Source organism: Lysinibacillus fusiformis (assembly GCF_002845985.1).
GTDB lineage: Bacteria > Bacillota > Bacilli > Bacillales_A > Planococcaceae > Lysinibacillus > Lysinibacillus fusiformis_D.
The window spans coordinates 17452-38934 of the sequence record NZ_PDFK01000010.1 but is presented as its reverse complement, the minus strand read 5'-3'; the positions used below and the strand labels follow the sequence as shown (position 1 = coordinate 38934).

General features: G+C 38.3%; 28 protein-coding genes. 26 read left to right on the top strand and 2 right to left on the bottom strand.

All coding sequences use genetic code 11. The annotated features are described in order from the left end of the window. Window positions 1-20: 20 nt before the first annotated feature. The 4 genes from CRI88_RS20715 (at window position 21) to CRI88_RS20700 (ending at window position 4271) form a co-directional block, all read left to right on the top strand. Complete coding sequence (locus CRI88_RS20715; RefSeq protein WP_036122795.1) at window positions 21-968, top strand: SpoIVB peptidase S55 domain-containing protein; 948 nt, start codon at window positions 21-23, stop codon at window positions 966-968. Window positions 969-1338: 370 nt separating this feature from the next. Further along, window positions 1339-2130, top strand: coding sequence for a sporulation transcription factor Spo0A (spo0A, locus tag CRI88_RS20710; protein WP_036122798.1), 792 nt, complete (start codon window positions 1339-1341; stop codon window positions 2128-2130). Between the two features lie 139 nt (window positions 2131-2269). Further along, the gene (locus tag CRI88_RS20705) at window positions 2270-3241 is read left to right on the top strand and encodes a tyrosine-type recombinase/integrase (protein WP_101967009.1); all 972 of its coding nucleotides are present in this window, start codon (window positions 2270-2272) and stop codon (window positions 3239-3241) included. A gap of 670 nt (window positions 3242-3911) precedes the next feature. Then, complete coding sequence (locus CRI88_RS20700) at window positions 3912-4271, top strand: hypothetical protein (RefSeq protein ID WP_101967008.1); 360 nt, start codon at window positions 3912-3914, stop codon at window positions 4269-4271. Between the two features lie 50 nt (window positions 4272-4321). Here CRI88_RS20700 and CRI88_RS20695 read toward each other — a convergent pair whose 3' ends face one another. After that, window positions 4322-4900 carry a hypothetical protein gene (locus tag CRI88_RS20695; RefSeq protein ID WP_101967007.1) on the bottom strand — a complete coding sequence of 193 codons (579 nt, stop codon included), beginning with the start codon at window positions 4898-4900 and terminating at the stop codon, window positions 4322-4324. Between the two features lie 100 nt (window positions 4901-5000). Further along, on the bottom strand, window positions 5001-5228 hold the full coding sequence (locus tag CRI88_RS20690; RefSeq protein WP_101967006.1) for a helix-turn-helix domain-containing protein: 228 nt from the start codon (window positions 5226-5228) through the stop codon (window positions 5001-5003). A 134-nt stretch (window positions 5229-5362) separates the two neighbouring features. Between CRI88_RS20690 and CRI88_RS20685 the strand changes: the two genes are divergently transcribed. From CRI88_RS20685 to CRI88_RS20590, 22 genes are all read left to right on the top strand, one after another. Continuing rightward, window positions 5363-5611, top strand: a complete 249-nt coding sequence (locus CRI88_RS20685; RefSeq protein WP_101967005.1) for a hypothetical protein — start codon at window positions 5363-5365, stop codon at window positions 5609-5611. Between the two features lie 187 nt (window positions 5612-5798). Further along, window positions 5799-6158: a hypothetical protein gene (locus CRI88_RS20680; protein WP_101967004.1), complete on the top strand. Its 360-nt coding sequence runs from the start codon at window positions 5799-5801 to the stop codon at window positions 6156-6158. Window positions 6159-7547: 1389 nt separating this feature from the next. Continuing rightward, window positions 7548-8069, top strand: a complete 522-nt coding sequence (locus tag CRI88_RS20675; RefSeq protein WP_145991337.1) for a hypothetical protein — start codon at window positions 7548-7550, stop codon at window positions 8067-8069. A 54-nt stretch (window positions 8070-8123) separates the two neighbouring features. Beyond that, window positions 8124-8285 carry a hypothetical protein gene (locus tag CRI88_RS22610; RefSeq protein WP_180957832.1) on the top strand — a complete coding sequence of 54 codons (162 nt, stop codon included), beginning with the start codon at window positions 8124-8126 and terminating at the stop codon, window positions 8283-8285. 18 nt (window positions 8286-8303) lie between these two features. Continuing rightward, entirely contained in the window at window positions 8304-8471 is a 168-nt protein-coding gene (locus tag CRI88_RS22605; RefSeq protein ID WP_180957831.1) for a hypothetical protein, read from the top strand. Window positions 8472-8517: 46 nt separating this feature from the next. Beyond that, window positions 8518-8991 (top strand): helix-turn-helix domain-containing protein, encoded by a 474-nt coding sequence (locus tag CRI88_RS20670; RefSeq protein WP_101967002.1) that lies wholly within the window; start codon window positions 8518-8520, stop codon window positions 8989-8991. Window positions 8992-9222: 231 nt separating this feature from the next. Further along, entirely contained in the window at window positions 9223-10185 is a 963-nt protein-coding gene (locus CRI88_RS20665) for a hypothetical protein (RefSeq protein WP_101967001.1), read from the top strand. Window positions 10186-10247: 62 nt separating this feature from the next. Then, window positions 10248-10490, top strand: a complete 243-nt coding sequence (locus tag CRI88_RS20660) for a helix-turn-helix domain-containing protein (protein WP_101967000.1) — start codon at window positions 10248-10250, stop codon at window positions 10488-10490. A 47-nt stretch (window positions 10491-10537) separates the two neighbouring features. Further along, the gene (locus tag CRI88_RS20655) at window positions 10538-10810 is read left to right on the top strand and encodes a hypothetical protein (RefSeq protein ID WP_101966999.1); all 273 of its coding nucleotides are present in this window, start codon (window positions 10538-10540) and stop codon (window positions 10808-10810) included. Between the two features lie 254 nt (window positions 10811-11064). Then, window positions 11065-11481 carry a hypothetical protein gene (locus CRI88_RS20650; protein WP_101966998.1) on the top strand — a complete coding sequence of 139 codons (417 nt, stop codon included), beginning with the start codon at window positions 11065-11067 and terminating at the stop codon, window positions 11479-11481. Then, complete coding sequence (locus tag CRI88_RS20645) at window positions 11468-12157, top strand: hypothetical protein (protein ID WP_101966997.1); 690 nt, start codon at window positions 11468-11470, stop codon at window positions 12155-12157. The genes CRI88_RS20650 and CRI88_RS20645 overlap by 14 nt, the downstream gene beginning before the upstream one ends. Window positions 12158-12159: 2 nt before the next feature. Next, a complete protein-coding gene (locus CRI88_RS20640; protein ID WP_101966996.1) occupies window positions 12160-12393 on the top strand; it encodes a hypothetical protein in 234 nt (77 codons plus the stop codon). Window positions 12394-12442: 49 nt separating this feature from the next. Next, a complete protein-coding gene (locus tag CRI88_RS20635; protein WP_016991589.1) occupies window positions 12443-12739 on the top strand; it encodes a hypothetical protein in 297 nt (98 codons plus the stop codon). Further along, complete coding sequence (locus tag CRI88_RS20630; RefSeq protein WP_101966995.1) at window positions 12729-13166, top strand: hypothetical protein; 438 nt, start codon at window positions 12729-12731, stop codon at window positions 13164-13166. Before CRI88_RS20635 ends, CRI88_RS20630 begins: the two co-directional genes overlap by 11 nt. 156 nt (window positions 13167-13322) lie before the next feature. Then, window positions 13323-15446: a tape measure protein gene (locus CRI88_RS20625; protein ID WP_257982959.1), complete on the top strand. Its 2124-nt coding sequence runs from the start codon at window positions 13323-13325 to the stop codon at window positions 15444-15446. A 71-nt stretch (window positions 15447-15517) separates the two neighbouring features. Next, complete coding sequence (locus CRI88_RS20620; protein ID WP_101966993.1) at window positions 15518-16033, top strand: hypothetical protein; 516 nt, start codon at window positions 15518-15520, stop codon at window positions 16031-16033. After that, window positions 16015-16455 carry a phBC6A51 family helix-turn-helix protein gene (locus CRI88_RS20615; RefSeq protein WP_101966992.1) on the top strand — a complete coding sequence of 147 codons (441 nt, stop codon included), beginning with the start codon at window positions 16015-16017 and terminating at the stop codon, window positions 16453-16455. Before CRI88_RS20620 ends, CRI88_RS20615 begins: the two co-directional genes overlap by 19 nt. Before the next feature lie 375 nt (window positions 16456-16830). Continuing rightward, window positions 16831-17412 (top strand): tyrosine-type recombinase/integrase, encoded by a 582-nt coding sequence (locus CRI88_RS20610; RefSeq protein ID WP_101966991.1) that lies wholly within the window; start codon window positions 16831-16833, stop codon window positions 17410-17412. 340 nt (window positions 17413-17752) lie between these two features. Continuing rightward, window positions 17753-18019 (top strand): hypothetical protein, encoded by a 267-nt coding sequence (locus tag CRI88_RS20605; protein WP_101966990.1) that lies wholly within the window; start codon window positions 17753-17755, stop codon window positions 18017-18019. A gap of 637 nt (window positions 18020-18656) precedes the next feature. Beyond that, on the top strand, window positions 18657-18857 hold the full coding sequence (locus CRI88_RS20600; RefSeq protein WP_058844033.1) for a hypothetical protein: 201 nt from the start codon (window positions 18657-18659) through the stop codon (window positions 18855-18857). Between the two features lie 314 nt (window positions 18858-19171). After that, on the top strand, window positions 19172-20743 hold the full coding sequence (locus CRI88_RS20595; RefSeq protein ID WP_058844034.1) for a DUF342 domain-containing protein: 1572 nt from the start codon (window positions 19172-19174) through the stop codon (window positions 20741-20743). Beyond that, window positions 20736-21464 (top strand): glycerophosphodiester phosphodiesterase, encoded by a 729-nt coding sequence (locus tag CRI88_RS20590; RefSeq protein ID WP_101966989.1) that lies wholly within the window; start codon window positions 20736-20738, stop codon window positions 21462-21464. Before CRI88_RS20595 ends, CRI88_RS20590 begins: the two co-directional genes overlap by 8 nt. The last annotated feature ends 19 nt before the right edge of the window (window positions 21465-21483 follow it).

Sequence of the window (21483 nt, the reverse complement as noted above, 5' to 3'; positions counted from 1 at the left end):
AAATGAAAAGGAGGTGTCGTATGAATCGTCATTGGCGTCAATTAGTCATTTTGCCTATGCTCATCTTTTTGTTAGTGTTGCCTATACAAGCTTTTGCCGCCAAAAAGCTTATACCAATGGGCGAAGCGATTGGAATTCAACTTCAATTATCACATGTATTTGTAGCACATGATGTACTGTTAGCTTCCAATCAGTGGATGAAGGGAGGTGCTGTGATTGAAAAAATAAATGATGTCCCAGTAAAATCTCTTGCTGATGCCAAACAAGCTGTGGCAAAGGATGGCCAACAGAAATGGACGATCAATAGTGGTGGCCAACAAATTACACTGGAGTTACAAGACCAAGAAGCAGAGCATGTCATTTCCTTTTTAAAAGATGAAACAGATGGAGTAGGAACACTGACTTATATTGATCCAGAGACAAAAAATTACGGTGCACTAGGTCATCAAATTGTCGATTCAACCCTACAAGAAGCCCCTGTTTTTAAAGCAGGCTCCATATTTTTAGCTTCCATCCAACAAATTCGTAAAAGCACACCGGGTCAACCAGGCTATAAAATTTCCTCCATTGAAAAGCACCAAGAACGACTAGGCAGTATAGATAAAAATACTATTTATGGTATTTTTGGCCGTTGGGAAGAGGGTTATCAACAAAGATTGCCCAAAGCCATAGAAATTATGCATGAAAAAGATATAAAAGCTGGGAAAGCTGAAATCTATACAGCCATTGAAGGCAGTAAGGTGGAATCCTTTACAATTGAAATTACAAAAGTTGAAAATGAACGCCTTGAATTTTTAGTATCTGACAAAAAGCTCATCGAAAAAACCGGTGGTATTTTGCAGGGAATGAGTGGCAGTCCTATCATTCAAGACGGACGTTTTGTCGGTGCTGTGACACATATGTTTGTTGAGGAGCCGAAAAAAGGAGCAGCACTAACTGTAGCAGAAATGTTAAGAAGATCTTCCTAAAAAAATGATGAATGGTAAAAATCCGCTTTTTTCCGTGAGCATAGCAAGAGCCGCAGGAAGCTACGCGGATTTTTACCTTTTCAACAAGTATTTCTGATAACTTCCTGAAGGAGTCATGATATTTAAAAAAACTGTAGTTTTATCTACATTTTTTATCTAAAATAAGTAATAAGAGCATTCGACAGGTTGCAGCTATTTAGCGTAACTTGTCGATATAAAAAGAAAGTATCGGACTACATACTCATTTTTGGAAATAGAAAAGGTTTTTAAAACAAAAATGTCGAAAATTCCACAGTGTGCCAAAAACGGCATTTAGGGGTTAGGTTAACGCTTTGAGGTGTTCAAAGCAAGTCCAGAAGGAGGAATTGAAATGACAAAGGTAAAAGTAGCGATTGCAGATGATAATCGTGAGTTATTAAAAACAATGGAGCAGTATTTTCAAGGACATGCCGAAATAGAAATTATTGCAACTGCTTCAAATGGGAAAGTTTGTCTACAAATGCTTGAGGAATTCACACCAGATATTTTACTTCTAGATATAATAATGCCTCATCTTGACGGTTTAGCTGTATTAGAGTCGATGTATCAAAATGAGAAAATGGCATCCATCCAAGTCATTATGCTAACAGCTTTTGGCCAGGAAGATGTCATGAAACAAGCGGTCGATTTAGGGGCTTCCTATTTCATGCTAAAACCATTTGAATTCGATCAATTGGTACAAAAAATTCTACATTGTGCTGGACAGAAGGCGACACTTCCGAAAAAGACAAGCGTGTTACAACCGACAGTACCTCAAAAATTAAATCAGCATCAATTAGACAGCACGATTACGGCCATCATTAAAGAAATCGGTGTACCTGCACATATTAAAGGGTATTCTTATTTACGTGAAGCCATTCAAATGGTCTTTGAGGATATTGAGCTACTAGGATCTGTGACAAAAATTTTATATCCGGAAATCGCGAAAAAATTCAATACGACACCATCTCGCGTGGAACGTGCCATCCGACATGCCATTGAGGTTGCGTGGAATCGTGGCAATTATGAATCCATTTCGTCGATGTTTGGCTACACTGTGCATCACTTAAAATCCAAACCAACAAATAGTGAATTCATTGCCATGATCGCAGACAAAATCCGCATTGATATGATGGCTAGCTAGGCGTTGGTATGACTGCGTTTGTGGGCGACAGGCTAGCGGAGAATATGCGGTAAACTTATTATATAAAACAGTTATATTACGTTAATTATAACGTCTTCTTAAACAGTTTTTTACGACTGATTAAGGGGGCGTATTTTTTATGGCTTTAAATTCGTTTTTAGTAGAAATTGATCGCTACATGCTCGATTGTTCAGCGAAAGGTCTGTCGCCTAAAACATTAAAATCGTATGAACAGACGCTTAGATTATTCGCAAGGTACCTGTTGGATAACTTCGAAATAGATGACGTTAAAAGCGTCAAGGCAGAGCATATTCAAGCTTATATTCGTTCAATCGAAGAAAGAGGTAAGTTTACTGTAAGTGCCGTAGAATCGCCTGTAAACTACCCAGAACGACGGGTCGATTTTGGTAAGCCGGTAAGTAAAACGACAATAGCGAATTATGTACGTAACATAAAAGCATTTTATTCGCATTTATATTCAGAGCAACTTATTCGTAGCAATCCGTTAAAGGATTTAAAGAATGTTAAACCCGAGCGAAAAATCAAAGTTATGCTCGAAGATAATGAATTAAAACAGTTTTTCCGTTCTTTCGACGTTACTAAATTCGATCAATACCGTGATTGGGTAATAGCTCGATTAATCTTTGATAGCGGTGCTAGGATTGGCGAAATTTTAGAAGTGGTGCCATCAGATATTGATTTACGCAGTAACGCAATTTTATTAAGGAAGACTAAATCGGGAAAACAGCGATTTGTTTATTTCTCGCAGAAAACTCGTAATCACTTAAAATCATGGATTGCATTTAAAGATAGATATACAGATAGTAATTACTTATTCCCGACAAATCGAGGTACAAAACATCGCATAGAAGGCGTGGAGCGTTCGTTTAGACTTCGGAGTCGAGACGTTGGCCTTCAAATAACGCCGCACTTACTTCGAAATAATTTCGCTAAGAGGTATTTAATAAACGGTGGTGATTTAGCAACGTTATCCCGATTACTGGGACATGCCAGCGTTGAGGTCACATCGCAAATCTATCTTGATTTCGCTGATAAGGAAGTGATGAAGAAGTATCGACAGCATAGTCCACTTGAAAATTTGGATATTTAAACAGAAAAAAGCCGGCTGACGTTGGAGCGTCGACCGACTTTACAACTTAATATCTACGCTAATAATTGCCTGCCAGCAATAGCGTTTACTTAGGGTTCATTATATCGAAAAAAATTCGATGATGCAACTCCTGTTAAATGCACCCTTTTTTAGCAGTAGCGACGAGGATTCGCCAGCCAATTCGTCGTAAAAATAACCCTGGAAGGTTATGACTTAGCCGTTGCAATAAATAAGTCTAGCACTCAACATAGAGCGTTCCTTGTTTCGCTTTGAGTGTGAATAGCGAGTACGGCTATGACAGTACGGAGTGGAAGGTCTGAGTGGCTACGGTCACGCAGGGTACATCACATAACGCATTTTATGACAAATCATAATCGAGCTTAACTATCAGGGGCAGAAGTAGATTAGTAGGTGTATCGATTCGAAAGGATCACGATTAAACAGGGGCATACAATACGGATACCTTAATTGAGGATTCATGAAATCGGCTGTCTATGTTAGTTGATTCTCTTTGAGTCTCTAACGTAGGCAACCGAAATCTGCGCCAAGCCGTTTTCCTTATCTTGGCTTCATGATGGTGGAATAACAAAAATATATCAAGTAAAATTTGCAAAATACTTATTTGAAATAATATATAAATTTGTATAATAAATGTAAAGGAGTGATTAATATGTTTTTGGGGTATAAATCAGTAGAAGAATATAAAAGAGATCATGTAGAAAAAGTTACAATTGATGAAATAGTTGAGCTAAAGCAAGTTAACAAAAGAGCAAGACGTTGTAAAAATTGCAGTACGTTAGTAAAATATGATTCAGAAGGTAATAAAGCTTGGTTCTATATTGTTGATCCTCATCCAGATGCAATGGAATTTATGGAGTATCATGCAATGGAATTTTGCACAAAAGAATGTGTAGTTGAATATTTCACCTCTGAATTTAATAAACCATTCGATATATTCATGGAAGAATTTAATGAGAAACTTGGTAAGCACCATGATGAAGTAATTCAATTAATAGAGAAATCACTATAATAAAGAAAGCGCCTAGCTATATACTAGAGCGCTTTTTGTATCTTATGTAACTAGTCCCACTCATTCGGCAATCTTGCTATATTATTCGTAGAGAAACGATCATCAACAGCATACTCATAAACTTGTACGAAATTATTTAACCGCGAATATTCTACGTTAGATGAAACTCCCCATTCAGCAAGTGCATCATATACTTTCGATTCGTTTTCTACCCACACTTTAACTCGTGCTAATTTTCCGTCTAAAAATATTGCGATTGCTTCCGAGAAATTCTCGCCTCCCAAAAACGAGTAAAAAGAAGCAGTTTCTTGTGTTCCATCCTTAAATTCGAATAAACCTTTGGGGTATTGTTTCGTCTCGCTATCAAGATCAAATAGCTCCAACGCTTTAGCCTCGGTAATTGGTGATAGATTTTCATATTTTATAGATTCTATTTCTTTTTGTGCTTTCTCTACTGTATCTTGTGCTTGAACAGGTCGTATTCTCTCTGTTTTTACTGTCTCATCTTGTTTTAATTCTTCATTGTTTGATTTTGGCATTATTAAACCTAGTAAATTTCCTATTAATATAAATGCAATGATTCCAACAGTCCATTTTTGCCATTTTTTTAACTTACGCCAATTTTCCATGATCACACCTCATTATTTAACCATATATTAGTTCATTTTATATGAATTTACATATTTGGTCAAAGTGAGTTAATTGAGTGAAAAGAGACAATTTCTTATCTTATGCTTTTTCCTCGTCTACATCTACAAAATCGATTAACTCACTTATACTTTCTAAATCTAAAGCGTTACTTATTTTTTCAATATGATCGATTGACAAACGGTCCACGTAACCTCGGCATAAATTACTTATTGCGTTAGGTCTGACGCCAGAAAGATGAGCTAATTCTGCTTGTGTCATGCTACGTTCGTATAAAATACCTGCTAATTTAATTTTTACTTTTTTCATAATTAATCCGCCTCCAAGAGTATTTTACTCATAATGATATCGTTTTAAGACTTTCCCGTAAATATATATTGACGATATATCGTATATGCGATATTATGATATTAATAAATAAATATTACTGGGAGGTTTAACAAATGAATCAAACTATTGAACACGTAACTTTAGATGACGATTACTCAGTAACGATGGTGACAACGGAATTATTGGAAGGTGTGCAGCTAATTACCTGCGCAGATGAATGTGAAGCTACGTTAATGATTAATGACCAGGATATCAATCTAGTTTACACAGCGGAATTAGCGAATATCATAGGAAACCTCAGCAACTATACAGCGGAGCAACTACTCCTGGCATTAGCGCAAGTTGATCGATTAGCTTCGTAATACGTAATTTCAAGCCGAAAACTACGGTATCATCCGCCGATACAGGAATTTGATACGGTGAATCATACGGAATTTGCTCAGGATGACGTTAAATCATGCTTAAAATGACGTTATTCCATTCTAAATAAGTGTGATGACGTTATCTATGACGTCATTTGTACCTGAATAAACGATTGGGGGAGAATTTATGTGTGAGTATCATTCAAAATTTAACGAGTTCATGTCGGAATTAAACGCTCAACGGGTCGTGCTGACAAAAGAGTTGTCTCGTTTAGATAAGTATATTAGTAGTATGTATCACGATTTAGAAGGAATCGATCCGTCGGAAGAATACGCTTTAAGCTACGTTACGCAACTACAAGACACACTTAAAAAACGTCGAGTAGTGAAGGATGAAATGGCCAGATTGGACGCTGTTTTAAATCCACTACGTAATGTAAAAGGGGATATTGAAACGTCGGTAAACATTCGTAAGAAAGTCAGCAAACGCTGGAGAAGAGATTTTAAGATGACGTTAACATTGGAGGAAGTATTATCGGAGGGTTAAGTTGCGATGGCGGCTAGATGCGAGGTGAATGACGTGTCTAGCCTTTTGTTTTCCTTTGCTAAACCTGTTGATTTAGGCGTGCTAGTATCGCAGTAGTATTATTTATCATCCGAAGGTTAGAACGCCTTAAAACACACTATGACAACGGAAAATCAGCGATTCGCTGGCGATAGTAATCTATATTTTACGATATAGTTCGTAGGTATTTAGACTTATTTTATTTAAAAGTGTTAAGAGAATCCAGTATTACTCCGCATTATCAAGTAAGGAGGTGCTTAAGGTGTCCGAAACCAAACTCGTAATGATACCGGATGTTGAAATTAATTTACGTAAAAGTGTACGGATGATGAAATCTTTCTATATTAGATAAGTAGAAAGGGTAGTTATCAAGTTGTCACAAAATGGACATAAAGAGGCTTTCAGAAAGTGTGCGAAACGGAATTTTTCTGTATATAAGTTCAGTAAGGAGGTCACGGAAATTATTTTGTAAAAGTGTGCGAAACTCATTTTTTGTGGCTAAAAGTTTATTGAGGAAGAAAATTAATTTTAATAAAAGTGCGACAAACGGAAATTTTATGGATATAAGTCAGTAGGAATAAATTTCTCCGAAAAGTTGTCCCAAAATGAAATAGTTTACTGGGTGTATATAGTAAGAAAAGTTTTTCATGCTTCTTGTTGCAAAATGACATATTCTAGTCCGCTTAAGTAGTAGAACAAGTTTTTCATTCAATTCGTCCCAAACGTCATTGAAAAATCGGTATATACAAAGTGAGGGAGAAGTTTTTCATTCAATTCGTCCCAAAACACGACGTTTTAGTGTGCAGTATATAGTAGAACGAAAATTTTATGGAAAGTGATATCGATTTTTAATTTTACCGAGCATTAAGTAATAGGAAGAAAATTATCGGAAACATGTCCGAAAATGGTTTTTCATTCGGGTATATAAAGTAGGATGCAAATTTTTCATCGGAAGTGTTAACAAAATTAAATTTTACCGTGCAGTATATAGTAGCAAGTTTTTTCTTGAAAAGTGTTAACAAAATTAATTTTCACTCGGGAATATATAGTATGAGATTTAATTTTCAACTTTTCTCCAAAAGTGTTAATAGAATTTGATTTTAGTAGGCTAAATAAAGTAGGGAGAAATTTTTTAAACGTGATATCAAATTTTATTTTTACTCTGCTATATAAAGTAGGGAAGAATTTTTATGAAAAGTGTTAACAAAATTAATTTTTGCAGCCCAGTATATAGTAGGAATTATTTTTAAAATTTTGTCCCAAAAAGAATCATTTTACGGGGTGTATATAGTAGGAGGCAATTCCGTCGATCAATCGGCGTTCACATATAACAAAACTAAACCAAAACAAACAAAAGGGAGAGATTTTATTATGACAAACGTAAACATCGAAATTTCAGTAGTAGACTTATTCACGGAGGCAGTATCAGGGTTACAGGTATTCCAAACTTTAGCGGCAGAAGATATTCCGACGTCAACAATTTTTAACCTTTACACGTATAACGCGCAGCAAACGGGTGGCTCATTTTTAGAGTGCGATACTTCATTAGTAGAAATTAGCGAATCATTAGGCGGTAATCAAATATTTAGCTGTACTGTCGTTGAATTACTCGAAGAAGGCGAAGGCTACGCGATGATTCACGGTAAACAATATTCGTTACAGGACGCAGTAGCATACGCAGAGTTAGCGATGCTTGAATTTAATGACCGTAGCACAGTCGATCGTGAATTATCAAGTCTAGAATACGAATATGAAGAGATTACTCAAATATTATTAAGCGTACAATCTCCCGTAGCGCGCATTGCCGTTGTAATGTATGTGGAACGATTAGCGGAAATTCAGCGCCGTTTAAACATCATTAATAATGTAAGACTTTTACGCCAATTAAAATAATGTAATATGCCCGTCTGATTGGCGGGCTATCATCTAATAATCGGAGGGATTTTAATGTCTAATAAACCGGGAAATTTTAACGAAACAATTGAGGAAGCGATACAGACTTATAAAGCGATTCGTTCAGAAACGTTAGATGCCGACGAGAAAGTAGAGCATATAGAGCGTCATTTCGAATTAGAGGAACGCAGAAAAGAATTGCGAGAGAAGTTATAGAGAAACGGAGGTTCACGCATGAAAACGAAAGCTATCCGATCACTACGGCTTGCCAACGAGCTTGCCGCAAGTGGTCATCGCATATTATGGACAGAACCTTGCCGAGATAAACCACATCTTAGCGTATTCATTTTCGAAGATTCGCCCGCAGTACAAGCGTTATTGACACGCGCACGTAGACGATGATGATGATCCGCAGCCAATCTATTAAACTGCTAAAGGAGACGATAATGTGACGGAAACTATAAAAGATGTACAAAAGGCATTGCCTTACGACTATGATGGCGGTTGGGTAGCTGTTCAAAATGCTGTTTTAACCGTTTACACGTTACACCCGGATTTTAAAGCAACAACTTTGTTAGTTTACGCGTATTTGTTAAAGAACTATAACATCGGGCGGCAATACAGTTGGCCTTCGTTTGACGCGATGGAAATAGATTTAAATATAAGTCGGGGTACTATATCTGCCGCCACTCAAACGTTGTGTGATTTGGGTATGATTAATATTTTTAAGCGTGGTTCGCGTGGTAGCCATGCTTATACATTCAATGTGTTGATTGATGATGAAGTCGAGTTTATCACACGATTCCCGGATGCGATTCCAAATTACGAGAAGAAGTTGGCTAAGGTCAAGCGTATCGATGAGAAAAAAGCTGCTTTTGATAAGTTGATTCCGGTACGTGGTCAGGATATTGAACTGTCGTAGTCTGATTTTTAGAACTCGGCTATCTCGTTTATTAGTATATATAAAGACTTAACGATAAAGACCTAGTGTATAAAGATTTAAAGATATTCCGCTATTTGCAAAAAGACGCAAATAGACGGGCTAGTAATATCGCTAAATATATTATTGATTGTAGATATAAGAGAGATAGAGCAAAAGAAGGCACGTAGTCTAAATTTTAGACTTTGAGAATAATCAAGGAGGAATCAGCCAATGACGAAAGCAGTCGCAGCTAAAATGAGAGCCAGTAAAACAACGTTCGCACTAATTGAATATGCAAAAGCTGACGGAATCACTATAACTTATGAAAACGTCTATCCAGACTCTATATACACGCATAAAATTCTCAAGGCGTACCACTACGTCAAGACTGGCGAAGATATGCCGAAATCTAAAAATCCGTCTATACTTGAGCGGTTTGCAAATGTAGATGAGGTACCACTAAAAACAGCAAAGGTTACAACGCTAGAAGGGATGGCAAGGGAGTTCGCTAAATTATCGGAGTATCTGGATCGTCAGAGTATCAAGGCGAATCCGCCTGTTAACGATAGGGCTTACGTTGAGCGTTCGGATTTTACTATTACCGATTTATATAACGATTTGATGTCGAGGATTGAATGGTCATTGTTCCGATATATTGCGTTGCTTCACACGTTTGGACTCGATGCGCTGCCGTATTATTCTACTGTGCTGGATTACTCCTATTACGTCCAACAGCGTAAGAAGTTTCGGAGATGTAAGTATATGTTTTGTCTGAACATGTTCACTATTGAAAACGAGAACTTACGCGATAGTAAATCAAAGCGAGTAGATAGCCGATTCTGTTGTGATACATGCCGCAAGGCTTCGCATGATGCGAATAAACGCTTTAAACGTACAGGCTCGTATTTGCCGATTGAATATTATTCACCTATTTACGGTGAGTCGGTGGATGATCGATATAGACTTCATGAGGAAACGCAGCCATCCTATAAGGTTGAAACGGAGATAATGAAGAAGAAGCCTATGTTCAAAGTAAAACTGAAAAATGAAAGTTATGAACATGGAAAAATGGTCAAATATAAAACGTTGGCCGAAGCTAAACAGGCCCAAATAATTGCTGAAAAAGTTGATAAAATAGCCGTTTATCGTCAGATTATCCGTCGGACGAACCCCTATATTAGTGAAGGGCAGTAGCCCATTTTATTTTATGCACTTAGTGTCAAAATTGAACAATTAAATACAAAGGAGGACAAGTGATGAAACCGCACACGATTAAAGCGCTACGTTCGTATCATGGTTTGACTCAAGAAAAGTTCGCTACAAAAATCGGCTTCGCTCGAACAACAATTAGTGAAGTAGAGAACATGCGTAAATATCCGTCAGCTGCGTTATTAGCTGCTATCACTCGACAGTTTGAAATTACAGATGAATTCGTTGCTTTTTTGCGCGACTTCGAAAAAATAAATGGAATTATCCATGATTACACAATAACACATTAATTATCAAACGTAAAGTGTTGAGCTTGGCTAAATAATTGTAAAAGGGGATGACTAAGATTACCGCTGAACTTTGGAGGCAGACAGAAGCAACATTTGCACTCTATATAGACACGGTGCATGAACGTGAAATCCGCAACATTAAACGATCACGCGATTGGGATATTACAGCGACATATCAAAAGAACGGAAAACTCATCGGTTTACAGTGGCGTGTGCCTGAGTCGAACTATCGAGCAGCGAAACGTATTGAAAAACGCATTAACGAGAGTGTACATGATTCTGCGATAGTGCCTTCATATTGGCTCGAGGAAAGTGGCTAGGATAAATACTATTAACTTTTAAATTTAACGTCTAAATTAAAGGCGTTATAACGAGTTTATGTCAATATACGTATCAAATTTTAAGGGGTGTCAGCAACGATATGGAGCGTAAAACGTATTCATCTAATTATCATGGAGAAGGTAACCGAGCAAAGCCGAAACGACGAAAGAAACAGTTTAACAAAAATGGAATCGAAATCCACGGACAGCGACCGCCAAGGCCGCGAGTAATTAATGGCATGGTGTTTTATTAAATGAGATTCGGTTTTCTATCGCTACATGACGTTGAATCGACGCGTTTTATTACGTTACTTGTTTATCAGGACAATAATAGAGGAATATCACACGAAATTGCTTCGATTTCGCGGCCTTTTGATACTGTAATTGACGTAATCGACTTGGTTATAGATTTACAGCTTGATAGCCTTGAAACGGACAGCCAACAGCTTTATCGTGATTTAATCGTATGTGATATGCCGATAATTTATCGACGCGAGCTTGATGAAACAAAAACGTATATTGACCGTGCATACGACGAATTAGTCGAGATTTATGAACTAAATACGGAAGCAGAGGCGCAACACTTAGCAAAGTGGCGTCTTTTTATTATCAAAAAATTAGAGCGCTTGATAGCGTGGTTAAAAAAGGAGACAGAATATGCAAATATTTAATTTTGAACTACTAGACCAATATAAAGAGGAACATAGAGAGCGATCAACTAAGCTTAGTGAGTATTTGAAAGCATGGGATGACGCTAAATCTCGATTGCGAGAACTCGAGAAGCAGTATGAACATACTTTTACAGAATCGGTAGGCAAGGGCGAGGATAAAACAGCGGAGCTAGCAAAGATTGACGACGATATTACATTGCAAAAAGAAGTCATTGCCCGGAGAGAACGAGATTATAAACTTGCAATGCAGGCTTTGCCGGTAGTCGAAATTTCGCCGGTACAGGTCGTTAATACCTATCGTAGCGAGTTTTGTCCGAAAGTTCAGTCAGAGTACGTGCCTACTGTGCAAGCAAAATTAGATTTAGCGAGAGATTTACTGAAATCTGCATTAATCGATCATCATAGGATTTCAGATGAGTACGATCCTTTATATGCAGAAATGAAGGAAATGTCTCAGGCAAATAAAACTACTGGCAGAACTCGCTATATTGAAGGGGTTATTCATCCAACAAAGTATTTTGAATTCTTTGGTGGACAGGGTGTTCCGTCGGGAATAAGTAGACTTTTTGGAGAGCTTAGAGATTATTCCGGCAAGATTGATCAGATTAAACAAGATGCTGATGCGGATTTTTATATCGCGGTAGCACCAAAAACAACAAAAAAGGTAGGTAAATAAATATGACAATAGCTAAAAATCATCAAGTATTACGTTCAACATTAGATAAAAAAGTATTAAAAAGTGAACCAGTAACAATTGACGAACTCGTGCAATTTGCGACTGTAGCTCAAAGTTCAGGACGACTCGCAGACCGTGTATTGTTCGCAAAAGCGAAAAGGTTATTAGTTGATGAAGATGTAACGACAGACACAAATGCGGAATATCGCAATATTAACGAAAGGCATGACGTTTAACCGACGTTGTGCATTTTTCTATTCATAGAAACGAAGGGGGATATAAGGGATGAACAGTAAGCAAATAGTAGCAAAAGCTGGCGGTGCCGTTAACTATATCGATAAGCACAAATTTAAAGTTAGTGCTGATTACATTCGCTATGCGAACGATATTAAGCCTTTATTGTTACGGGTTGTAGTAAGTGATGCGCAGTGGTCATTAGCAGCAGGAAAGATACTAGAGGCGCTCAATCTAGCAATTATCCAAGTAGAAGGACAAGAGGTCCAAGAGGAATTTAAACGCGTTTGCAAAGAGTTTGATTTTATTCTCAGTGATATGAACGGTGGAAAATCGTATGGAATTTAATTTGGATTTATCTCAATTAAACCAGGCATTAGCGAGATCGCCCGAAGCAATTGGCCGAGCGTTAGAAATAGGCCTTACAGACATTAAAAATGACTGGCGTGCTGAGGCAGTAGATGTTGCACCTATTGATACGGGTAATCTTCGTCGTCAGATTTACACTGAAATATTCTCGGGCGGAAACGAAGTTGGAGTAGAAGCAGGCGCAAATTCAACGAGAGGTCCTAGCGTACTAACATCTCAAAAGACAGGACGCAAAAAATATAACGATAAACGATTTAATTATGCTTATTACATTCATGAATCGAACGGTAAAGCCGTAACTGGCGAAAAGAAATTTCTCGAAAAACCAGCAAGAGATAATCAAGAAAAATGGCGGCAGTGGCTTGAAAGAGAACTAAGTGCCGAATTTAGAAGAGCGGGGTGGTAGTTTATGAATTTAACTGCTGTATTTCGTATAAGAGACCAAGGTAGCTCACGTCTTAGAAGAATCACACAGATGATGGACCGAATGAATCGAACAACTCGTTCAGCTACGCAAAGTTCGAACTTATATCGAGATGCTAACGGTCGGCTACACGATTCGATGGGGCGATTTGTATCGGAGACCAGCCGAGCGACAAACGCTACTGGCTCGTTAGCTACACGCGTTAATAGTCTACGCGTTGGAACTAACGGCTTAAGCGCGTCATTGGGAGGAACTCAGACTGCTATACTCGGCATTGCAAGTGCGTTCTTGACTGCATCAGGATTAGCGAGTGGATTTAGCAATTTTACTCAAGCTGCAGACTCATATTCGAATATCAACGCTCGCCTAGCTAACATTAATGATGGACTGCAAACACAATCACAGTTACAAGATAAGATATTCAAGGCGTCCCGACGGAGCCGGTCATCCTATGATGAAATGGCATCCAGTGTAGCTAAATTGAACCTACTTGCAAAGGACGCTTTTTCAAGTAACGATGAAGCTATTAGGTTTACAGAATTGATGACGAAATCCTTTTCGGTCAGTGGTGCTGGACAACAGGAAATGGAATCGGGTATGTATCAATTAACTCAAGCCATGGCGTCAGGGAAGCTTCAAGGCGATGAATTTAGGTCAATCATGGAGAACGCACCTTTATTAGCACAAGCAATCTCAAATACTGCAGGCGTGAGTATGGGAGCGTTAAAGGAAATGAGTTCAGAAGGTACTATTACGGCGGATTTAATTAAGCGATCCTTATTTAATGCTGCAGACGAGATAGAGGAGAAATTCGGTAATATGCCTATGACTTTCTCGCAAGCTGTAACGGTATTTAAGAGTAGTGCCAAACGGGTGTTTGAACCGCTGTTTGACCAGTTTATTGGCTTCGTTAACTCAAAGACATTTGAAAAGCTCGAAAACAAGGCGCATAGCTTCGTGAAGATAGCAGCCAATGGTTTGTCGAAGGTATTTAGCGTAGTAAAGTCGTTGTATCAAGTATGGCAAACGATTGGACCATCAGTCATCAAAGTAGCGAAGGTAATAGGAACATTTGCGTTAGTTGCTGGATCCATACTAGCAGTCGTTGGAATCGTCAAATTGGTTGGAATGGCCTTAGCATTTGTCGCAAGTCCAATCGGATTGATTGCAGCCGGTATAACCGGACTTATATTTGGTTTTAAAACTCTATACGATAATAGCGAGATATTCCGAGGTGCTATCGACGGCATAGTCGGCAAGGTTAAAACGCTAATGTCCGCATTCAAGACAGGCGGAACAGGCGGCTTAATCAACGCAATATTCCCGCCAGATATTGCAGCGAAAGTTAATTCGGCGGTTGACGGAATCAAGGCGAAGATTTCCGGATTAATGACTGCGTTCAAGACAGGCGGATTCAGAGGCGTACTTGAAACGTTAATATCGCCTGAAGCAATTGACGCTATTGTAACGCGTTTTGCTACTGTGAAAGAGCAGATTACGAGCGTCTTTTCTAATATCGTTGGCTACGTAGTGCCTATTATTCAATCCCTTTGGACCGCAGCGCAGCCGATACTTGGCGCTTTGGGCAACGCACTAAAAATCGTAGCCGACATTGCGATGCTGGCTTGGAATAACGTATTAGCGCCTGCGATTAACTTCGTTATGAAGTCGTTTCAGATGCTTTGGACAGTCGTAGGTCCTGTGTTAGAGCTATTTGGCGCTGTTATCGGGGCAACTTTCGCAGTATTACGTCTAGCTTGGGACACAATCATCGGACCATTCGTCGCATTTCTGGCGGGCGCATTTACACAAGCGTTCGGAGCAGCGACAGAAATCGTAAAAGCACTGACTCCAGCATTCAAAACGGTAGGTGGCTGGATTAGTACAGCAGCAGGCTATCTTAAAGAGTTTGCATCGATTTTAGGCAAGATTAAAGTGCCGGACTGGATCGGTAAAATCGGTTCAGGAGCCGTTAGTTGGGCGAAGAAATTAATACCAGGCGGAGGCAACAGTAAACCGGACGGCTCGCACTATCACGGTTTAGACAACGTTAGGTATGACGGATACAGAGCCGTTTTACACAAGGGTGAGGCCGTGCTTAATCGCCAAGAGGCTGATGCTTACCGTAATGGACAAACTAGAGGCGGAATCACTATCGCGAAGTTAGCTGATAGCATTGTAATACGCGAAGATGCTGATATCGACGTGATTGCGTACAAATTAGCGAAGGCAATAGAGAGAGAAATGGTACAAGTAAGTTAGGATAAACGGGCGGGCATCGGCTTTCATAGCGTGCCTGCTTTTTCTAATAAAACGAAATGAGGAGTGACGAAATGACGACTCTTGATATTGAACGTATCCGCGCAGACTTAAAACGCTTAAAAGAAGAAAAGAGTGCTGCAGATATTGAGCGTGGGTATTGTGTATTAGATTTGAAAAAGGTTAGTGATTACTTCGCATACGAGGTGTATCAGCGATATGAAAAAGATGTGAAGGCGTTCTTGTTGTCGTATGCGGAAATTTTATTACAGACAAACGAATGGCTTGTGTTAGAGGCAACTGAAAAGTTAAACGGATGGATTGAGGCGTTAGATGTGGCTAAACATTGTGTTGATATTAGTCTTAGTGTCGATTGCTTGATGATGGAATACTATTTACGTCAAATAACAGGTCAAGCTACAGGACAAAAAGGATCACCGCTATTTGCCGCAAACCATATTACAAGTGTCGTAGCTGATAAGTATGAACCTTATTGGAATGAGATGGAGCGCTTAGATTACACAGGAGATTATAACGCATATTTAACGCAGAAAATGAAGGAGATTAAACAATGGCAAAACTTACACTAGGCGGATTAAAGGCGAAGCTAACGCCCGCTAAAATGACAGCGGCGGAATTATTATTAGAACGAGAATATGCGCCAAAAGGTGAGAAGGCAACGTATGAATCAATCGCTGGCGAACTAGGAATCGGGATTCGTACTTTGTACGAGTGGCGTAAAGAGCCGGCGTTTGTTCAGTATATGGCTGCTATTAGCGATACAAAATTGGATAGCTACCGTTCACTGGCTGACGCACAGTTAGTCCGCCTTATTCAAGGAACGAGTAACAACGGAATGGCAGCGATTAAAGCGCTAGAACTATTTTATAAGATCAATGGTAAATTAGTTGATAAGCGAGAAGTAGTAACGCATGAACAGTCGCTTGCTGATACATTGGATGTCGACAAGGTCAAGGCGGAAATTGAACGTCTACGCCAATCAACGTTATAACGCAGAACTAACGTAACAATTAACGGGCATACCTTTGGGTGTGTCCGCCTTTTTTTATGTCTACTATCGGATAGACGACGTAAAGTTGACGCAGTTCTTAAAACGTAATAATGCCGTTTTATACCGAAATCATCGGGCACACAGGGCTGGCGCGCGAGGGTGTCTCAAATCTCCACGGTTCGATATGACGCAGTTTCAACGCACTATATCGTTAATGCAAAAGGTAGGCAATCGGCAACCTCTCGAATGTATGCTTTTTATGAAAAGGATACATATAAAACGTTGATATATAGACGTTTGATAATTGCGCATCTATCGAATGTATGCTATTTTAGATATAACGATAAAAAGGATACATTAAAAAGGAGCGTAATTATGGCTAATCATAACGAGAAAAAAGGCATGTTAATCGATGTGCAGCCGTTAAAATCGAAAGAAGAAATACGTGAGATGTTAGATGCGTTAGGTAGGACGGAATTTGGTCTACGCAATCAGCTACTTTTCAAGCTCGGCATTTCTACCGGCTTACGATGCGGGGATTTAGTTGCGCTTAGAGTCGAACAAGTAAAGGGGAAGTCGTCGTTTAAGATTCGGGAAGGTAAGACGAAGAAGGAACGCACTGTCCACCTCGATCAGCTAATGGTAGCTATCGCAGACTATGTCGATACATTGCCGCCAGGAACGACGTACTTATTCCCGTCACGTAAAGGCGACGCACATATTAGCACGACACAAGCTTATCGCATTATTATTGCTGCTGGCGATCAAATCGGCAATCATTCCGTTGGTTCTCACACAATGCGCAAGACGTTCGGTTACACTTATTACAACGCTACTAACGACATAGCAACGCTAATGGAAATCTTTAATCATAGTTCGCAAAAGACAACGCTTCGTTACATCGGAATGACTGACGAACGAATTAAACAAAGTATTAAAAACGTTTCATTCTTTTAATAACACGATCAACAGCGATTCAATTCGTTTGTTGGTCGTTCTTTTTTTGCCCCCAAAGCTCATTCACTATAATCCGCCTTTCTGCCGATTGCTACTTCTACATAGTATTTATAAATCCTCAAGGTAAAATTTGAATTCGAGTTTCTTCCTATATAAAGATGCTTTTAACGCAAAATCAACGCAAATAGAATAATGTGATGTTTTAAATAAGGTGACGCACTTCTAACGCAGTCGTATCAAGGGTTTGAACGATATTTAGGGTTGCTTAATATTTACCGGTCATGTATAGTTTTTTACATCGCGATAATATTAAAGCACTGGTGTCGGAAAAGGAGATTTTATGAATGTCAAAATTATATCGTCTTTAGTTCAGCATAATGTTAGAACGACGCAGGAACATTTAGTAGATATAAGGGAATTTATAGAGGATTATGCAACCGATAGTGAAGGGAAAAACTATTTTTCGGAATTAGATGCGGAAGCCTATTTTATAATGGTGAAAGTTACGAGAAAGAAAAATAGCAAAAACCAAGGTATACGTGCATTAATAGAATTCTTAGAAAGACGTAGAATCTTAGATGACATTAATCGTTTATTAAAAAAATGAAATATATGTTTACTTCCTCAATTTCCTATTGTAATATTATCGGTAAATACAAGTCGAGAAAAACTGCGAAGGCTACCGATAGAATATACGGTAAACTTACGTGGTATAACTGTTTTAGACATTAAATTACCGTTTTTACTCTCAACAAATAGTGAATTCATTGCCATGATCGCAGACAAAATCCGCATTGATATGATGGCTAGCTAAACGCCTAGTCTTAGCGGACATTGACAGAAAAACTGATTATAGCAATTATACTGCATATTTTTATAACGCCTTTTTTAGACAGTTTAACCACTGTTTAGAAAGGCGTATTTTTATGTTTCTTATAATCGAAATGGACCGTTATATGTTGGATTGTTCCGCAAAAAAGCCTTGGTTTATTTTCTATAAAATGTACCCTCATGTACTTAAACTTTGTTACCTTAAGCCTTAATTTCAGCAAAAAAGCAAAAGATAATGCTACGCCTTTTCATAAACATCAAATAAAAATATAGGCAAATAAGGCAACAGTAGATTTTACTTATGACTTTGGTTATACTGCTTGGTAATAGTTTATTTTTTCTACCCCGTCTGTTTGGGGTATTTTTTTATTGCATTCATTGATTGAGAAGTAATTATAAAGTAGGTGTTCAAAATGAAAACTGTAAATTTCCAACTGGATGGAATGAATTCGCTAGAAATCACACAAATAGAGGAAAATTTATTTGAGGTGCGTGTCGCATTAGATGGTAAAATAAGTATGAATTATATGAATCGTGAGCAATTGAAACAAATTGGTTCCACTTACTATATTGAAAATAGCCAAATATGTATTGATGACCTATTGAAAAATTAAAAAAATGTAGTATAAAAGAACTAAAAAGAACTATGATTAAGTGCGATGCAACCCCTTACTACCTGTTCTAGGAATACGATTGTTCAATCTAATCTAATGGAATAACTTAGAAAATATCATCAATTATAATAAAAAAACACAAAAACAAGCAGAAAAATAGTGTTAAATAACTAATTTATTTTTTTAAAAATAAAATATTGTCGGATATATTAATGGTTTAGTAGTACTATTTTCTTTCTAGGTAGTGACAATGGTCTCTAAACAAATGGAAGGTGATTGTATATACTTACATGTAGAGGGAAGGAGGAGGTAGCTTGATTCTAGTTCGAAATGAAAACTTCGAAATTTCTGAAGAAAATGGCAAGGTATTTATGCTTACTTTTAATGCCGGTTTCCCATTAAAAGAATTTGATAGCATTCTACGTAGTCATCCACGACTTAAATTATCTAATTTTTCAATTTTAAAAACCGTGTTGTCAACCCAAAATACAAGCCTGGTTGAAATTGGTCGCTGGCTTCCGAATGTGGAAGCTGAAATAGCACGTGATAAAATGTCAGCCTCTATTTTTATATATGAAACGCTCGAATATATTCAAAATAATCACGAAAAATTGACACAACAAGTACATGAAACACTTGAAGAAAAAGGCATTGTACATGGAATATTAGATTTTGATATTTCGAAGGCTGAGCCAGGAAAAGCATTTTTAATTGCTCAAGGAGAACCACCTGTAGCAGGAATGGATGCACAAATTACATACTTACCTAAGCCAGAGAGAAAGCCGGTCATTCGTGACGACGGTAAAGCAGATTACTATGATATGAATTTCATTTCAGAAATTTCAGAAGGCTCATGGCTAGGTGAAAAGATTCCTGCTACATTAGGTAAAGCAGGGAAAAATGTGCTAGGTGAAGTAGTTGCTGCTGTACCGGGGCGAGATTTTCCTATAAAATACGATACAAAATCTGCCTATGAAGTGGAAGAGGACGGAAAAGTTGTAATCCGCTCGAAAATTGCCGGTGTTTTAGATGATGTTAAGGGGATGATTGGTGTAAACCGACACCTTCCTATAAACGGCGATGTTGGAGTGGAAACAGGCAATCTCGAATTTAATGGTTCACTTAGTATTAAAGGAACGGTGACAAGTGGCTATACAGTGATTGCGACTGGTGATATTTCCATCGATGGTGCAGAGGGTGTAAGCGGTGCCAAGCTTATTAAATCCATTGAGGGTGACGTTTATATTCGTGGGGGCATTTTTGGACTCGGTTCAACAATAGTGGAAGCAGGGGGCAATATATTTGTAAAGCATGTGAATGAAGCGAATTTATTTGCAGGTGATAGTATTCATATTGGTTTTTATGCGCTAGGCTCACAGCTTTCTGCCCATTCCATTTATGTGGACGAACGAAAAGGTAAAATTATTGGGGGACGTGCGGTAGCTAAAAATACTATTGTCACGGCCATTTCAGGCAATCGCTTAGAGCGCCGAACTGATTTGATAATTGAAAGCATCAATAAGCAAGAAAATAATTCTGTCATGCAAGAAAAAGCAGCACAGCTAAAAGAAATTCAAGCGGAAATTTCTGCCCATGAGATGAAAATGAAAAGCTTATTGCCATTTCTCAATCAAATGTCCAAAGAACAAACGGCTTCATTTGAAGAGACAAAGCAAGCTTTAACAAAATTAAAGGCTGAAGCCTTAACATTAGATCGTGAAGTTAAAATATTAATGGATGAAATGCGTCATGTCGGAAAAGAAGAAATTATTGTAACAAAAGAGGCACATCCTGGTACGTATATTCAAATTGGTAGAAAATCATCGTTATTAAGCAAAATGACGAATGGTAAATTCCTGCTCGAATTTGGTGAGTTAAATGTCTAATTCATCATGTATCCCTGTCTTTGCACATCGAGGTGCATCTGCTTATGCATTGGAGAATACCTTTCAGGCTTTTGAAAAAGCATTAGAGCTAGGGGCGGACGGGATTGAATTAGATATTCAATTTTCAAAAGAGGGATTACCTGTAATCTATCATGATCCACAGTTATCAAGACTCGTCGGCACCAATAAACTGGTGAGTGATTGTACGATAGAGGAGCTTCTGCGCTTTAAACTAGGAAAGCCTTGGAGACGTCTATTTTCATCGTATAAAATACCAGCATTTGATGCGGTTTTAGCATGGGCAAATCAACAGCAGCTACCATTGAATATTGAATTAAAATCAACGATCCTGGACAATAGAAGTGGTCTGATTAACTTCCTTCGAGGCTTAGTTCTGCCAACGGGAAGTCATTTTTCGTCCTTTCACTACGAGCTTCTAGAGATTGTGAAAGCGCATAGACCTGAATATGAAACAGCTTTTATTGCTACGAAAAAAATAAAATGGGATTTGCTAGCTGATTATCAAGCGGCTGACTGTGTCCATATGCATAAAAGATATTATAAACCAAGATACTTAGAGGCTTGTGTCACAAGTGAGAAAGCATGCCGTTTTTATGCAATAGATGGCTCGGAGCCTTTCTTAACAAATCCACACCATGCTGTGATTGGTTGGATTACAGATTATCCTGATAGAGTCATCGCAGCACAGCAGCGTCTATAAAAATAGCTATCCAGTAAGT

What these genes read in the sequence shown, in the direction of transcription:
- CRI88_RS20715 (WP_036122795.1), top strand. Translation starts at nt 21, where the DNA reads ATGAATCGTCATTGGCGTCAATTAGTCATTTTGCCTATGCTCATCTTT.
- spo0A (WP_036122798.1), top strand. Translation starts at nt 1,339, where the DNA reads ATGACAAAGGTAAAAGTAGCGATTGCAGATGATAATCGTGAGTTATTA.
- CRI88_RS20705 (WP_101967009.1), top strand. Translation starts at nt 2,270, where the DNA reads ATGGCTTTAAATTCGTTTTTAGTAGAAATTGATCGCTACATGCTCGAT.
- CRI88_RS20700 (WP_101967008.1), top strand. Translation starts at nt 3,912, where the DNA reads ATGTTTTTGGGGTATAAATCAGTAGAAGAATATAAAAGAGATCATGTA.
- CRI88_RS20695 (WP_101967007.1), bottom strand. Translation starts at nt 4,900, where the DNA reads ATGGAAAATTGGCGTAAGTTAAAAAAATGGCAAAAATGGACTGTTGGA.
- CRI88_RS20690 (WP_101967006.1), bottom strand. Translation starts at nt 5,228, where the DNA reads ATGAAAAAAGTAAAAATTAAATTAGCAGGTATTTTATACGAACGTAGC.
- CRI88_RS20685 (WP_101967005.1), top strand. Translation starts at nt 5,363, where the DNA reads ATGAATCAAACTATTGAACACGTAACTTTAGATGACGATTACTCAGTA.
- CRI88_RS20680 (WP_101967004.1), top strand. Translation starts at nt 5,799, where the DNA reads ATGTGTGAGTATCATTCAAAATTTAACGAGTTCATGTCGGAATTAAAC.
- CRI88_RS20675 (WP_145991337.1), top strand. Translation starts at nt 7,548, where the DNA reads ATGACAAACGTAAACATCGAAATTTCAGTAGTAGACTTATTCACGGAG.
- CRI88_RS22610 (WP_180957832.1), top strand. Translation starts at nt 8,124, where the DNA reads ATGTCTAATAAACCGGGAAATTTTAACGAAACAATTGAGGAAGCGATA.
- CRI88_RS22605 (WP_180957831.1), top strand. Translation starts at nt 8,304, where the DNA reads ATGAAAACGAAAGCTATCCGATCACTACGGCTTGCCAACGAGCTTGCC.
- CRI88_RS20665 (WP_101967001.1), top strand. Translation starts at nt 9,223, where the DNA reads ATGACGAAAGCAGTCGCAGCTAAAATGAGAGCCAGTAAAACAACGTTC.
- CRI88_RS20660 (WP_101967000.1), top strand. Translation starts at nt 10,248, where the DNA reads ATGAAACCGCACACGATTAAAGCGCTACGTTCGTATCATGGTTTGACT.
- CRI88_RS20655 (WP_101966999.1), top strand. Translation starts at nt 10,538, where the DNA reads ATGACTAAGATTACCGCTGAACTTTGGAGGCAGACAGAAGCAACATTT.
- CRI88_RS20650 (WP_101966998.1), top strand. Translation starts at nt 11,065, where the DNA reads ATGAGATTCGGTTTTCTATCGCTACATGACGTTGAATCGACGCGTTTT.
- CRI88_RS20645 (WP_101966997.1), top strand. Translation starts at nt 11,468, where the DNA reads ATGCAAATATTTAATTTTGAACTACTAGACCAATATAAAGAGGAACAT.
- CRI88_RS20640 (WP_101966996.1), top strand. Translation starts at nt 12,160, where the DNA reads ATGACAATAGCTAAAAATCATCAAGTATTACGTTCAACATTAGATAAA.
- CRI88_RS20635 (WP_016991589.1), top strand. Translation starts at nt 12,443, where the DNA reads ATGAACAGTAAGCAAATAGTAGCAAAAGCTGGCGGTGCCGTTAACTAT.
- CRI88_RS20630 (WP_101966995.1), top strand. Translation starts at nt 12,729, where the DNA reads ATGGAATTTAATTTGGATTTATCTCAATTAAACCAGGCATTAGCGAGA.
- CRI88_RS20625 (WP_257982959.1), top strand. Translation starts at nt 13,323, where the DNA reads ATGGGGCGATTTGTATCGGAGACCAGCCGAGCGACAAACGCTACTGGC.
- CRI88_RS20620 (WP_101966993.1), top strand. Translation starts at nt 15,518, where the DNA reads ATGACGACTCTTGATATTGAACGTATCCGCGCAGACTTAAAACGCTTA.
- CRI88_RS20615 (WP_101966992.1), top strand. Translation starts at nt 16,015, where the DNA reads ATGGCAAAACTTACACTAGGCGGATTAAAGGCGAAGCTAACGCCCGCT.
- CRI88_RS20610 (WP_101966991.1), top strand. Translation starts at nt 16,831, where the DNA reads ATGGCTAATCATAACGAGAAAAAAGGCATGTTAATCGATGTGCAGCCG.
- CRI88_RS20605 (WP_101966990.1), top strand. Translation starts at nt 17,753, where the DNA reads ATGAATGTCAAAATTATATCGTCTTTAGTTCAGCATAATGTTAGAACG.
- CRI88_RS20600 (WP_058844033.1), top strand. Translation starts at nt 18,657, where the DNA reads ATGAAAACTGTAAATTTCCAACTGGATGGAATGAATTCGCTAGAAATC.
- CRI88_RS20590 (WP_101966989.1), top strand. Translation starts at nt 20,736, where the DNA reads ATGTCTAATTCATCATGTATCCCTGTCTTTGCACATCGAGGTGCATCT.